This is a genomic window from Candidatus Viadribacter manganicus (assembly GCF_001679665.1).
Taxonomy (GTDB): Bacteria; Pseudomonadota; Alphaproteobacteria; order Caulobacterales; family Aquidulcibacteraceae; genus Vitreimonas; species Vitreimonas manganica.
Map to the genome: position 1 here is coordinate 2,826,589 of NZ_CP013244.1, position 12,290 is coordinate 2,838,878.

The following is a 12,290-nucleotide window of genomic DNA, read 5'->3' on the forward strand; positions in this document are numbered from 1 at the left end:
CTACTGGTAGAGCGAGCCCGCGTTCACGACCGGCTGCGCGTCGCGATCGCCACAAAGCACGACCAGCAAGTTCGACACCATGGTCGCGCGGCGCTCGTCGTCGAGTTGCACGACGTCGCGCTCGGAGAGCTGTTGCAGTGCGTGTTCGACCATCTCGACAGCGCCTTGCACGATGAAGCGACGCGCCGAGAGAACAGCTTCTGCTTGTTGGCGGCGCAACATGGCGCTGGCGATTTCCGGCGCATAGGCGAGGTGGCTGAGCTTGGTTTCGTCAACAACGACGCCCGCCACCGACACGCGCTCCTGGAGCTTTTCCCGCAACAAGGTCGAAACTTGGTCGGCGTCGCCTCGCAGTGTCGGTTCGTCATGTTCAGAGTGATCGTAAGAGAAGTGCGAGGCGATCTCGCGAACCGCGGTTTCGATCTGGATGTCGACGAACGTCTGATACTGATCGACGTCGAACAGCGCCTGGGCGGTATCGGTCACGCGCCAGACCACCACGGCGGCGATCTCAATCGGGTTGCCACGCTTGTCGTTCACTTTCAGCTTTTCGCCGGTGACGTTGCGAACGCGCAGGCTGACCTTCTTGCGGGTGTACCAGGGCAGCATCCAGCGCAGGCCGGGCGTTCGGTCCGTGCCCTTGTAATTGCCGAACAGGGTGACCGCCGCGCCTTCGTTGGGCTGCAGCGTGTAAAAGCCGCAGAGCTGCAGCACGAACACGATCGAGAGCACGACAGTGCCCAGGCCGTTGATGCCGTTCTCGTAGCGGATGAGGTCGAGGACCATCCAAATCAACGCTGCAAGGATTACCAAGCTCAGGAGGAGCATGAACCCGCCGTTCGACGTATTGGCTTTGCGTTCTTGTGTTCGATTGAGTGCTGCTGCGGCCATGACATACCCTCTCATGCCATCAAAGTGATATCACTTTAATAGCAGAAAGCGCCGTCTGGCAAGCAGCTTCCGGCTCATTCACCAAGTTCTAAAATTTCATATTAAGCGCCGTCTGGTACCCCAAGGGCAGACTCTAAGAGTCCGTTTTTGAGGCGAAAAATGGTTATCGGGGCATTCACCAAGGCGTTCGGCGCGTGCGGATTTACCCGCGACCGGTCTGGCAACGTCGCCATGATGTGGGCGTTGATGGGCACCGTGCTGATCGGGCTGATCGGCATCACTATCGATTTCACGCGCGCCCAATCTATTCGCGTCGCTATGCAGAACGCCGCCGATGGCGCGGCGCTGGTGGCCGAGCGCAGCTCTAATCTCCCCATGGATGCTCGTACCGACGCCGCGCGCGCCTTCTTCGACGCTGAAGTCGGGGACATGGTCAGCAACGTCACTTTCAACGTGACGCAGCTTCAAGACGGCGGTCACCGCGTTACCGCGTCGATGCCAATGCCGCTCAGTCTTGCGAGCATCGTGCAGAATTCCGATTGGACGCTCGCCGTCGCCGCTGAAGCTCAGGCCGATGCGAGCCCGCCGATCGAAGTCGTGCTGGCGCTCGACAACACCGGTTCGATGTCGAACGACATGGACGCGCTGCGCGACGGAGCCCAGAGTCTGGCGGAATTTCTGCTGCAGCTCGACGGTGACAGCGTCAGCGTGGGTCTCGTGCCGTTCGTCGCGCAAGTGAACGTCGGCACAAGCAACACATCCTGGCTCGATACGACCGGCGTCAATCCCTACAACGGCGCCATGCTCGAGGGCCGCTATCTCGGTTACCGCGCCACTTCTGGCGGCGGCTGCACCGGCGGCAGCTTTCCTACCACTTATGGCGGCTTCCAGGTGCGTTGGATCAAAGGCGCCGCCGGTTATCCGGCGGCTTACACCAACACCAGCCGCTGCTATGCGTTCTCGCCGCAGAGCGTGAACATGTGGTCGCTCTACGACAACCTGCCGTCCAACGCGCAATGGGGCGGTTGCGTAGAGATGCGCCCGCCGCCGTACGACATCGCCGACGCCGCGCCCAGCACCGGAACGCCGGCGACGATGTTTGTGCCCTTCTTCTCGCTTGACGACGGCGGCGACGTCTCCGGTCCGGACAACAACTGGATCACCTCGGCCACCTACGACACCACCAATCCGCTCGCCGTGTCGAGTTGGACGGCCAACAGCTCGACGAACGTCGTGCGCACGCTATCGGTCTATAAGTATCGTTCTGGCGTGCCTGTCAGCATCAATACGAGTAATACCGCCGGGGCAGGGCCCAACCGCGGCTGCCCGACGCCGATCCTGCCGCTGACCACCAACGACAACGCCGTGATCAGCGGGATCCAAAACATGGTGCACTGGAACGGCGGCGGCACTAACCAGATCGAAGGCCTCGCCTGGGCATGGCGCGTGCTTTCGCCCGGCGCGCCCTTCACCCAGGGCCGTCCCTACAACGATGCGAACGATCCCGTGCGCAAGGTCATCGTCCTCTTTACGGACGGCGACAACACCTCGCTCGACAGCAACAACATGGCCATGCGGTCCGATTATGCGGGCTTGGGCTATCGCAGCCTGTTCAGTACCTATCAAACAGCGCAAGTGCCCACGGTGAGCGGTTCGACCGTGACCTGGGGAGCTAGCGTCGCTTCCGCTTGGCAACGCAGCGGCATCACAACGAGTTCATCCTCGACCGTGAACTACTTCAACACGCGTCAGTTGGAACTCTGCGAAGCCATCCGTGCGCTCGACATCGAGATCTACGCCATCGGCTACGACATCACCGCCGGCGGCGCGGCCGAGCAGTTGCTGCAGGATTGCGTTACCCAGGACGGCGAGCACTATTTCAGCGCCGGCAATGCTTCCGAGCTTCAGGAAGCCTTTGACGCAATCGGCACCGGCATCGGCGCCCTGCGCCTTACGCGATAAGGATCGAGCGGCCGCGCTTTGAAGGCGCGGCCGGCTCTTATTGTGGCGCTTGGAAGTTGATCGCGATCCGCGTCGTTGATCCGATCGCGCTCGATCCATCCGAAAGCGTGGCGCGCGCCCGGTAGGAATTCGACGCACTCAGCGCTGCACGGCCGAAGCCGGCATTGGACGGCGTCTCTGATACGATCGAGCAGCTCACCGACAAATCGCTCTGAACGCGGCATTCCATAACCACGCGTCCGCCGATGCCGTCGTTGGCGGCGCCGCGCGGATATAGATCCGCGATCCGCCGTTGTGATGGCCGTTGCGCCCAAACCACCGTGCCAGCCGGTGCGCGCACCTGCGGCGGTGTCGCCGCGCCGGTGATCGAGGGCTCGACGTTTGCGGTCTGCACCGGTGGCGGTGAGCTTTGCGGGTTGAGCGGAACCGGGTTCGATTGGGTGTTGCTGGGGCCGAGCGTCACCGGCCCGCCGCTTGATGTGTTGGAGGTCGTGGTCGTGGTCGTCGTCGGGGCCGGTTCGCGGCGTGGCGGATCACGCTCGGCGCTGCGCGGTGTTTCTTCGCGCGAGGCGCGCTGTTGTTCGCGCTCACGATCGGCCCGCGTTTGCGCCGCCCGATCGGCGCGGTTCGTCACCGCTTCTGAGAGGGGAATGCTGGGCGCTTCTTCGAGGCCTGAGAACTCGTCTGCCGAGGTGCTGCTCTCACTTGAAGCAGGCTGTGTCTCGGCCGCTTGCTCGGTGGCTGGCGGCGCATTGCCCATGCCGCCGCCAAAATAGATGCCGCCTATCAGGGCGGCGCCGCCAAGCAGGGCTATCAGAACGAACGCACGCAGCGGCCCGCCTTGACCGCGCGGTGGCTCGCGCAGGTCAGCAGAATAGTCGCGCTCAATCGGGGGCCGGCGCGGGGGCGGCGGATCAAGGCGCCGTTGTGTCGGCGGAAGCGCTTCTGGCCGGCGTTGCGGCGCCGGCTCGGGGCGTCGCATTTGCGGCGGCGCTTCTGCGCGCGGCGCCGGCGCCGGCGCCGGCGTCCGCACTGCTGGGCGCGATGATTGCGCCGCACGCGTTTCGCCCTGGCTGGTCAGTTGCTTTAAGCGCAGTTCGGCGACTTCAGAAAACGCGCCGTCCGGGCCGTAGCGCGCCAGATAGTCCATAAAGTCTGCTGGATCGCGGCTGTCGCGGATTGCGCGCCAATGCTCGGCTTCTGAACCCAGCGAGTCAGATTGCGGCGGCACGCGATAGCTTTGGGGCGGTTCCGGTGGTGGCGGCGGAGCGCGATACTGCGGCTCTTGGCGCCGTGGCGGCGGCTCGGCGCGGATCGGGGCGCTACGCTGGGGCGGTGCATCGTAATCGCGCGTGTCGCGTTGCGCTGCGCCAACACCGGCGCGCGCTGCGTTGACCATGCGATCAACCGCAAAGAACAGCGGGTCGAGTGAAGGATCATTGGGATCGCCGTCCCAGCGTGAGAGATCGAACGCCGGCGATTCACCAATACTTGATGGCGGCGGCGGATCGATGAGGCTCGCGACCACCGCCTTGTTGGCGTTGATCACGCGTTGAGCGGCGTCGAGAAATGGGCGCGAGCGGATCGACGCTTGCGACCAGACCACGACACCCGCGCCGCTCGAGCGCAAAGCGCCGTCGCTGGATGGAGCGCCGCCGATGGAAAAACCGGCAGCCTCAAACATATCCGCAAGCGCCTTTGCCTGCGGTTCGTCCTCACGGACACATACAATGAGCACGTCCGCCATGACGTCTCCCGCGCCTACGTCCCAAAAACCACCGTGTCCGCAATACCACGGAACAATTGGCGCGCCACCTAGGTACACGCGGCAATACTGTGAATTCGCGTCAAAGCACCGGTTCGAATGCGCCGGTAACTGTATTCAAGAGCTCAAGCCCCCCGTCGGCCACGCCGTAACGCATGCCGATAAGGTTAAGCCCTCGATCCTTTATTGCATCGCGAATGAACGGAAATGTGGCGAGATTTTCGAGGGTCACACGAATGCTCTCGTGCTCCAGCTCCGACACCCGGTCGCCGCCGTCGGGGATGCGCGATTTGGCGGTGTCCAGGAGGCTGATCCAGGCGTCGAGGAACGAGTTGGGATCGCGCGGGCGCTCTTCGAGGGCGGCAGCGACGCCGCCGCACTGGGCGTGGCCCAGGACGAGAACCGTCTCGACCTTGAGGTGCTTTACCGCAAACTCGATCGCGGCGCTGACGCCGTGAAAGCCGGGCGCCTCCTCAAACGGAGGCGCGAGGTTGGCGACGTTGCGCACAACGAAAAGTTCGCCGGGACCGGCATTGAAGATGGTCGCGGGATCGACACGGCTATCGGCGCAGGCAATGACCAGCGTTCTGGGCGCTTGCCCGCGCTCAGCCAGCACTTTGTGCAGGCTGCGTAGTTCCGGCCAACGTTGTTCCCGGTAGATCCGGTATCCCTCGATCAAGTGCTCCATCGCGCCCTTCAAGCGAACAAGCTTGGCGGCGTCAACCGAGCGCGCAATCTCACGCGCTTTGGAGGGAATATGAAGTCCGTTATCGTCGCTTGTGTAGCTGCGCTTCTGGCCGCCTCGTGCGCGAGCGGCGGGCAAGTTCCCTCACAGCGCGAAAGGCTGACGCGGCAGATTTCCGACGATGCCGTGGCGTTCAATCAAGCCTACGGCCAAGCGGTGTCGGCGCAGATTCTTCTCAACATCTTGCGCTCACGCGATCGGCTGCCGCGCCACTACCTGGCCATGACCGGAATTTCAGACAGCCCATCTTGGACGACGTCGCGCTCGGTGAGCATTGGCGGTGTGCCGCTTGGAGCGATCAGCTCGCCTTGGGGAATAGGTGAAGTGGGCGCCTCGCGCGAACAATCTTCGCGTCCAAGCTATGCGGTGCAGCCCTTCAGCGCCGACACGCTGACGCGCACCGCATTCCAGCCGACGCCGGCGAACGTGTTCAACCATTATTGGTACAGTGGCTGGCCGCGCGACATGCTGATGCTGATGATGGTGGAGTCGATCGAAAAGACCGACGCCACCGGCCACACCAGCACCTACACGAACGAAGCCAACACGATCTTCGATGATTGTGGCGCCAGCGTTCAAACCGATGGCTGCGAGTTCGTCCGCGAAGTTCGGGTGTTCCTCTCAATGACGGAGCAACATCCCTACGAACGCGGTGTCGATCTCGAACGTGGGCGGCCGCTCTGCGGCTTGGTGGAATCCTTCAATCCGTCGAGCCCCGTGCGCCCGGCTGCGCCGCGCGAAGGGCAGGTTTGCGAGCCTGTGTTTGCGGTGGGGAGCGATACTCTGCGCCTACGTCTGCGCTCGCTGGATGACATGGTCTACTATGTCGGCGAGCTGTTGCGGGCGGGCGGCATGCGCGCTGAGCCGGGCGAGGCGATCGAAGCGCAGGTGACGGTGCGCGCTGCCGGCTTGCGCGGCGGCGGACGCGGCGTGCCGCTGTTTCGGGTTCTGCCGGCGCACGCCAGCGCCCATGGCGTCTACGCCGCCGAAGTTGCCTACGGCGATGATCGCTTTCGCGCCGGCCCCGCCATTGGCAGATCATGCGGAGAGCAGACCGCCGAGGGCGTTTGCCAGGACGTCGCCGAGGCGGGGGACCGCTCGTCGTCGGTGCTGTCGTTGATTGCCGAAATTCTTGCGCTCAACCAATCGCCGGACGCCATTCGCGCGCCCAGCCGATTGATCGCGGAATAGCGCTCGCCAACTTTGCCGAACGCTTTTTGCGTCGACGCAATATGCGCCAAGCATCTCATGCGCTTTGTCTTGCTTCACGCGCCGTTCGTCGCAATCGCGAAAGCGTGAGCAGCCACGCGGCGCGACGCGTGTTTCCGTTACTCGTGGAACTAAGTGTTCAGGGGAGAGAAACGATGAAACGGCTCATGTTTGTTGCCGCGATGCTTTGCGCCTTTGGCGCAGCGCCGGCCTCAGCTGACGGCTATCGCACCTACCAATGCTCAAACAGCACGGTGCTTCGCGTGATCATCAACGACGATCGCGCCACGATCGTGCCGTTCGGCCGGCCAAGTATTCGGCTGCAGCGCGTCGAGGCGAGCGGCACGGACTTCCGCTACGCGCGCCGCCGCTCGCATGAACTGAGCGGCAATGATCAGCAGGTGCAGTGGCGCGTCGGTTCGGCGGAATGGACCTGCCGGCGCGGCGGCAGCTGAGGGCGCGCTTGAGACTTGTGGCCGCGCGTGTGAACATCGGCTGACGATTCAGTGGAGATCCCATGCGCGGCACCATTCTCGGCGTACACGACAATCGCGGCGTGCTTATCGGCGAAGGGGAGCTTCGTTTCGACTTTCCGCTCACCGAATGGCGCTCTGGCGGTGCGCCCTATGCGGGTCAAATCGTCGACTACGTGGAAGAGGATGGCCAGGCGCGCGCGGTGTTTGCCGTGCCGGGTGTCGGCGCCAGCTCCTTCAACGCGCCAGCGTCGAGTTCGCGTGTGCTCGGCATCATTGGCGTCATCTGTCTGGTTCTGAGCTTCGTTATCCCGCTCATTCCGACGATCGCTGCGTTTGTGCTTGGCGTTATCGGCGCCGGGCAAGCGCAACAGGAGCGCGATGACACCTCGCTGTTGCTGGCTCGGATTTCATGGATCGGCGCGGTCGTGATGCTGGGCTTTGGCCTATTGATCGTGCTCGGTGTGTTGGCGCTGGTCGGCACGCTGGGTTTGGCCGGCGTATTCCACGGCTGGGAAAATTTCTAGACCTCGATCGATCGCGCCTCGCTCTCCGCGAACGCGCGAAGTCGATCGTGATAGGCGCTGACTTTTTCCGGCCATTCGATCTCCATCATCGAAAGCAGACCGTGCAGATCGTAGGGGCCGAGTGAGGTCTTGAAGTCTGCGTACGCATCTTGAAAGCCGCGCCAAGCCTCTGCGCCCGCATCGCTTTTCACAACAATGAAGCTGCTTTCGCGAATGATTAGGTGGAGATTGTCGGCGCCGGGAGGCGTGTCCACGCGCCACGGCGGAAAGCGCCGGCTCTCACCGGCGTGATAGAGGCAGATAGCGTTCCCCGCTGGATCGCGTAGCCATGCCTCGCGCCAAAGCCAGGTTTGCATCTTCGGGGCGTCGGTGAAGCTAACGCCTGCCGCCTCGAGGCGCGCTACTTCGCTATCGAGGCCAGCGTCAGAGAGTTCGAAATAGAGGTGCGGTGCGTTTTCCCAAGGAATGGCGCCGTCGACGAGGTGCAGCGAAAACGTTGCCTCACCCTTTGGGAGCTCAAAGCGCGCATAGTGCGGACTCTTGACGATGAGCCTCAGCCCCAAGAGCTGGTAGAATGCGATCGAGGCATCGAGATCACTTGCCGGCGCGGTGACTTGGTTCAGACGCATGTTCGCACGCTAGCATAAGGTCCGAATACGGCCAGCGCAGTGCCGCGATTTGAACCACATTCGGGGCATGACATTTCAAATCACTGGACTCGATCCCGCGCCGTTCGCGCATCTTCACGCTCTCAGCGACGAGCAGCTGACCCTTGGCGGCATGCAGCGCGTGCGTGTCACCCAAAAGCACGCAGCGCCATGCCGAATTTCATTGGATGACGCCGAAGTCGGTGAAGCGGTGATCCTACTAAACTACACGCACCAAGGCGGCGACACGCCCTACCATCAGCAGGGGCCCATCTTCATTCGCGACGCAAACGATCGCTTTGCGGCGCGCGACGCGATCCCACCCGCCCTGACGCGCCGCACGCTCTCGCTTCGCGGCTTCGACGCCAATCACATGATGATCGAGGCTGAGCTTTCAGAGGGAACAGAGGCGCCAGCGCTCATCGAGCGGTTCTTCCAGAATGAGCGCGTCGCCTACATTCACGCGCATTATGCTCGCCGTGGCTGCTTCGCGGCCCTGATAGAGCGTGCATAGAAGGCCGCTTGTGCTGCAAGCGCGAAGGGTAGAACCTTCCGCGCGGACACCGTTGCCATCTGGCCTGTCGGCGCTTCTACTGGCGCCAACAAAGGAGCAACGGGAGGTCGCGGCCTATGCACGATCTAGTCATCCGCAACGGGACCATTGTCGACGGTTCTGGCGCATCGCGTTTCGTCGCCGACATCGCCGTGGACGGCGGCCTGATCACCGCGATCGGCCCCAATATCGGCAAGGGCAAAGAAGAGATCGACGCGGCCGGAAAGATCGTGTCGCCCGGCTGGGTCGACATTCACACGCACTATGACGGGCAAGCCACCTGGGATCAGGAAATGGCGCCGTCGTCCTGGCATGGCGTCACCACCGTCGTGATGGGAAATTGCGGCGTTGGGTTTGCGCCGGCCAAGCCTGACAAGCACGATTGGCTCATTGGCCTCATGGAAGGCGTTGAGGACATTCCTGGCACAGCACTCGCTGAAGGCATGACGTGGAACTGGGAAACGTTCCCGGAATATCTCGATGAACTTGAGCGGCTGCCGCGCACGGTCGACGTCGGCACGCACGTTCCACACGGCGCTGTCCGCGCCTACGTAATGGGCGAGCGCGGCGCGCGCAACGAAGATCCAACCGAGACCGATATCGCGCAAATGTCGAAAGTGGTCGAAGAGGGACTGCGCGCTGGTGCGCTTGGGTTCTCAACATCGCGCACGATTTTGCACCGGTCGGTCGATCGAGAACTCGTCCCCGGCACGACGGCGACAAAGGAAGAGTTGCTCGGCATCGGCCGCGCCATGGGGCGAACAGGATACGGCGTTTTCGAAATGGCTTCTGATCTGAAGCGTGAGTGGAACGAATTCGAATGGATGGGTGAGCTTTCGCGAGAAACAGGATTGCCGGTGACGTTCGCGGCGCTTCAATCCATCGCCAAGGAATTGCCGCTTCCAGAACAGATCAGCGAGATGCGGGCGCAAAATGCCAAGGGCGCCAATATCGTTGCGCAGATTGCATTGCGTGGAAACGGTATTGTCATGGCCTGGCAGGGCACGGTGCACCCGTTCCGTTTCCGCCCAGCGTGGCTCGAGATCATCGATAAACCCTGGCCTGAGCAGCTGGCGCATTTGAAAGATCCAGCCTTCAAGCAGCGCATGATTAGCGAAGATAACATCTTCCCAGAAAGCGATCTCATCGGCTTGATGATGATCATCGCCGGCGGCTGGACGCTGCAATATGAAATGGGTCCTGCGTTCAATTATGAGCCGACGCAGGATGAAACCATAGCGGCCCGCGCCGCCGCTGCTGGCGTTTCACCCGTCGAGTACGCGTATGACCTCTTGATGACGGATGACGGGCGCGGGTTCGTCTATTTCCCGATCCTCAACTATGCCGATGGAAACTTGAACTTCCTTGAAGAGCTACAGGCAGCGGATGATTGCGTGAACTCGCTGTCCGATGGCGGCGCCCATTGCGGTACGATTTGCGATGCGGCGTCACCGACGTTCATGCTTCAGCACTGGGTGCGCGATCGCGACGGCAAACGCATCACGCTTGAGCACGCCGTAAAGCGCCAGTCGCGCGATACGGCGGTGCTCTATGGTCTTTCTGATCGGGGGCTCATTGCGCCTGGCATGTTGGCTGACATCAACATCATCGATTTTGACAACCTAAAGCTCGGCAAACCTTGGCTGGCGTTCGATCTTCCTGCTGGCGGCAAACGTCTGCTGCAGAAGGCCGATGGCTATGTCGCGACCATCAAGTCGGGAAAGGTGACGTTCCGAGACGGCGAATACCTCGGCGTGCACCCGGGCAAACTCATTCGCGGCCCACAGGCGGCGCCGACTGCGCTCGCCGCGGAATAGGAACGCGACTTATGCATAGCCGGCGTGACGCCTTGGTGATGATGAGTTTGGCGCTTGGTCAAGCTGCGTGCGCGTCGTCGGCGCGAATAGCGTCCAATGCACCTTTGCAACCATGGGCGCCATATCGCGACACCATCGCGATCGATGGCGCGGGCGGGCTCATGCTGGGCTTTATCGAACCAGACGATCCATTGGTCGCTGGAGAGCTGGCTGCCGCACGCGCCTCAGGCCTTACAGGTGTCGTGCTGACGATCGCGCCGCAGGGGCAGTTCTGGTTCGACGACGCCGCGATAGCGCGCACGCGCGCCAATCTCGAAAAGTGGAACGCGATTATCGCGCGCTATCCGGAACATCTCCTGGCTGTGCGCACGGGTGCGGATCTCACACGAGCGCGCGCGGAGAATAAGCTGGGTGTGATCTTCACATGCCAGGGCACAGAGCCGCTTGGCGAAGATGTGGATCGTATCGCGATGTACCGCGAACTCGGCGTGCGGGTGATCCAATTGACCCACAACCGGCGCAACATTGTTGGCGATGGATCGATGGAGGCGGGCAATGCCGGCCTCAGCAATTTCGGTCGCCAGGTCGTTGAGCGTTTAAACGCCGAGAAGATTGTCGTCGATCTGGCGCACGGCTCGCCGCGCACTATGAGCGAAGGCGTTGCGGCGTCGCGTGAGCCGGTTCTCATCAGCCACACTGGATGCTTGGCGTTGGCAAATCACCCACGCAACACCAGTGATGCAACCTTGCGCGCGATGGCGCACCGCGGCGGCGTCGCGGGTATCATTTTTTGGCCCTACCTCCGCGAAGACACGCAACCGATGGCCATCGACGTTATCCGCCACATTGAGCACGCAGTGAATGTGTGCGGCGAAGATCACGTCGGCATCGGCACTGACGCCGGCATAGCGCCGATCGAGCGTACGTCGGAATTTGAGACGGATAATCGCGAATGGGTTGCGGACGCGGTTGAAGAGGGCGTGTTCCAGCGCGGAAGACCAGCTGATCTTTACACGTTCATTCCTGATCTCAACACCGCCGACCGGTTTGCAACGCTCGCCGCCATGCTTTCTCAGCGCGGGCACGCCGACGCCCGGATCGCAAAGATACTGGGCGGAAACTTTGCGCGGGTGATGAGCGACGTTTGGGGCTGATTGCCTCAGTAATGCCGCTAGTCGCCGCCTAGTGTGGCTCTGTTGAGTTTGGATGAGTGAGATGATGTCTCGAGCGAAGTTGGTGTTGCTGGCTGGCTTTTTGCTGGCGGCTTGCGCGAATGCGCCTGCGCCTGAAGCAGCGAATGTTCGGCAAATCGTCTCGACCACGTCATTCGGCATGTGCGTGGGTTATTGCACGACGCGGCTTGAAATTTCGTCGGGACGCGCCGTGCTCATTCGTGAAGCGCGCGGCGGCCGCGGCGGACCGCAGAATTTACCCGAGCAGCGTTTGGCAACTGTGCTTACCCCTGACGAATGGGATGCCATCGAGCGGCTAGCCGCAGACACGGATCTGAGCGGTTTGCCGGCTGTGATCGGTTGCCCTGATTGCGCAGACGGCGGCGCGGAATCCTTGGTGATTTCCGCCGACAGCGAGCGAAGCGTCTCGTTTGAGTATGGCGCCGTAATTCCTCAGGCTGCGCCCTTACTGGAGCGCGTGCGCGCACTGCGCGCGCGTCTGACGCCGCAGGAATAGCCGCGACCCGCG

12 protein-coding genes are annotated in these 12,290 nt (G+C 62.3%); 8 read left to right on the top strand and 4 right to left on the bottom strand.

Going from position 1 to position 12,290, the window contains the following annotated elements; translation table 11 throughout:
- Entirely contained in the window at positions 1-891 is an 891-nt protein-coding gene (locus ATE48_RS14400; protein ID WP_156767784.1) for an SPFH domain-containing protein, read from the bottom strand.
- Between the two features lie 159 nt (positions 892-1,050).
- Here ATE48_RS14400 and ATE48_RS14405 point away from each other — a divergent pair, with 159 nt between their 5' ends.
- Positions 1,051-2,853: a TadE/TadG family type IV pilus assembly protein gene (locus ATE48_RS14405; RefSeq protein WP_066772639.1), complete on the top strand. Its 1,803-nt coding sequence runs from the start codon at positions 1,051-1,053 to the stop codon at positions 2,851-2,853.
- Positions 2,854-2,890: 37 nt separating this feature from the next.
- On the opposite strand, the gene ATE48_RS14410 is transcribed toward ATE48_RS14405, so the two are convergent.
- Together ATE48_RS14410 and ATE48_RS14415 are read right to left on the bottom strand one after the other, a co-directional pair.
- Positions 2,891-4,600 (bottom strand): hypothetical protein, encoded by a 1,710-nt coding sequence (locus ATE48_RS14410; protein ID WP_066772641.1) that lies wholly within the window; start codon positions 4,598-4,600, stop codon positions 2,891-2,893.
- A gap of 100 nt (positions 4,601-4,700) precedes the next feature.
- Positions 4,701-5,306 (bottom strand): carbonic anhydrase, encoded by a 606-nt coding sequence (locus tag ATE48_RS14415; protein ID WP_066772647.1) that lies wholly within the window; start codon positions 5,304-5,306, stop codon positions 4,701-4,703.
- A gap of 69 nt (positions 5,307-5,375) precedes the next feature.
- Between ATE48_RS14415 and ATE48_RS14420 the strand changes: the two genes are divergently transcribed.
- From ATE48_RS14420 to ATE48_RS14430, 3 genes are all read left to right on the top strand, one after another.
- Entirely contained in the window at positions 5,376-6,554 is a 1,179-nt protein-coding gene (locus tag ATE48_RS14420; RefSeq protein WP_156767785.1) for a hypothetical protein, read from the top strand.
- A gap of 173 nt (positions 6,555-6,727) precedes the next feature.
- Positions 6,728-7,027 (top strand): hypothetical protein, encoded by a 300-nt coding sequence (locus ATE48_RS14425; RefSeq protein WP_066772651.1) that lies wholly within the window; start codon positions 6,728-6,730, stop codon positions 7,025-7,027.
- Between the two features lie 62 nt (positions 7,028-7,089).
- Positions 7,090-7,572 carry a hypothetical protein gene (locus ATE48_RS14430; RefSeq protein ID WP_066772656.1) on the top strand — a complete coding sequence of 161 codons (483 nt, stop codon included), beginning with the start codon at positions 7,090-7,092 and terminating at the stop codon, positions 7,570-7,572.
- Here ATE48_RS14430 and ATE48_RS14435 read toward each other — a convergent pair.
- Positions 7,569-8,201, bottom strand: coding sequence for a VOC family protein (locus ATE48_RS14435; RefSeq protein WP_066772657.1), 633 nt, complete (start codon positions 8,199-8,201; stop codon positions 7,569-7,571). The two genes, ATE48_RS14430 and ATE48_RS14435, sit on opposite strands and share 4 nt — an antisense overlap.
- A gap of 67 nt (positions 8,202-8,268) precedes the next feature.
- Between ATE48_RS14435 and ATE48_RS14440 the strand changes: the two genes are divergently transcribed.
- The 4 genes from ATE48_RS14440 to ATE48_RS14455 all read left to right on the top strand — a co-directional run bounded on the left by ATE48_RS14440 (position 8,269) and on the right by ATE48_RS14455 (position 12,278).
- Positions 8,269-8,733, top strand: a complete 465-nt coding sequence (locus ATE48_RS14440; RefSeq protein ID WP_066772659.1) for a DUF1203 domain-containing protein — start codon at positions 8,269-8,271, stop codon at positions 8,731-8,733.
- A 116-nt stretch (positions 8,734-8,849) separates the two neighbouring features.
- Positions 8,850-10,589, top strand: a complete 1,740-nt coding sequence (locus tag ATE48_RS14445; protein WP_066772661.1) for an N-acyl-D-amino-acid deacylase family protein — start codon at positions 8,850-8,852, stop codon at positions 10,587-10,589.
- A gap of 11 nt (positions 10,590-10,600) precedes the next feature.
- Positions 10,601-11,743: a dipeptidase gene (locus ATE48_RS14450; protein ID WP_083197372.1), complete on the top strand. Its 1,143-nt coding sequence runs from the start codon at positions 10,601-10,603 to the stop codon at positions 11,741-11,743.
- A 52-nt stretch (positions 11,744-11,795) separates the two neighbouring features.
- The gene (locus ATE48_RS14455) at positions 11,796-12,278 is read left to right on the top strand and encodes a hypothetical protein (protein WP_066772663.1); all 483 of its coding nucleotides are present in this window, start codon (positions 11,796-11,798) and stop codon (positions 12,276-12,278) included.
- Positions 12,279-12,290: the final 12 nt, after the last annotated feature.

What these genes read in the sequence shown, in the direction of transcription:
- ATE48_RS14400 (WP_156767784.1), bottom strand. Translation starts at nt 891, where the DNA reads ATGGCCGCAGCAGCACTCAATCGAACACAAGAACGCAAAGCCAATACG.
- ATE48_RS14405 (WP_066772639.1), top strand. Translation starts at nt 1,051, where the DNA reads ATGGTTATCGGGGCATTCACCAAGGCGTTCGGCGCGTGCGGATTTACC.
- ATE48_RS14410 (WP_066772641.1), bottom strand. Translation starts at nt 4,600, where the DNA reads ATGGCGGACGTGCTCATTGTATGTGTCCGTGAGGACGAACCGCAGGCA.
- ATE48_RS14415 (WP_066772647.1), bottom strand. Translation starts at nt 5,306, where the DNA reads ATGGAGCACTTGATCGAGGGATACCGGATCTACCGGGAACAACGTTGG.
- ATE48_RS14420 (WP_156767785.1), top strand. Translation starts at nt 5,376, where the DNA reads ATGAAGTCCGTTATCGTCGCTTGTGTAGCTGCGCTTCTGGCCGCCTCG.
- ATE48_RS14425 (WP_066772651.1), top strand. Translation starts at nt 6,728, where the DNA reads ATGAAACGGCTCATGTTTGTTGCCGCGATGCTTTGCGCCTTTGGCGCA.
- ATE48_RS14430 (WP_066772656.1), top strand. Translation starts at nt 7,090, where the DNA reads ATGCGCGGCACCATTCTCGGCGTACACGACAATCGCGGCGTGCTTATC.
- ATE48_RS14435 (WP_066772657.1), bottom strand. Translation starts at nt 8,201, where the DNA reads ATGCGTCTGAACCAAGTCACCGCGCCGGCAAGTGATCTCGATGCCTCG.
- ATE48_RS14440 (WP_066772659.1), top strand. Translation starts at nt 8,269, where the DNA reads ATGACATTTCAAATCACTGGACTCGATCCCGCGCCGTTCGCGCATCTT.
- ATE48_RS14445 (WP_066772661.1), top strand. Translation starts at nt 8,850, where the DNA reads ATGCACGATCTAGTCATCCGCAACGGGACCATTGTCGACGGTTCTGGC.
- ATE48_RS14450 (WP_083197372.1), top strand. Translation starts at nt 10,601, where the DNA reads ATGCATAGCCGGCGTGACGCCTTGGTGATGATGAGTTTGGCGCTTGGT.
- ATE48_RS14455 (WP_066772663.1), top strand. Translation starts at nt 11,796, where the DNA reads ATGAGTGAGATGATGTCTCGAGCGAAGTTGGTGTTGCTGGCTGGCTTT.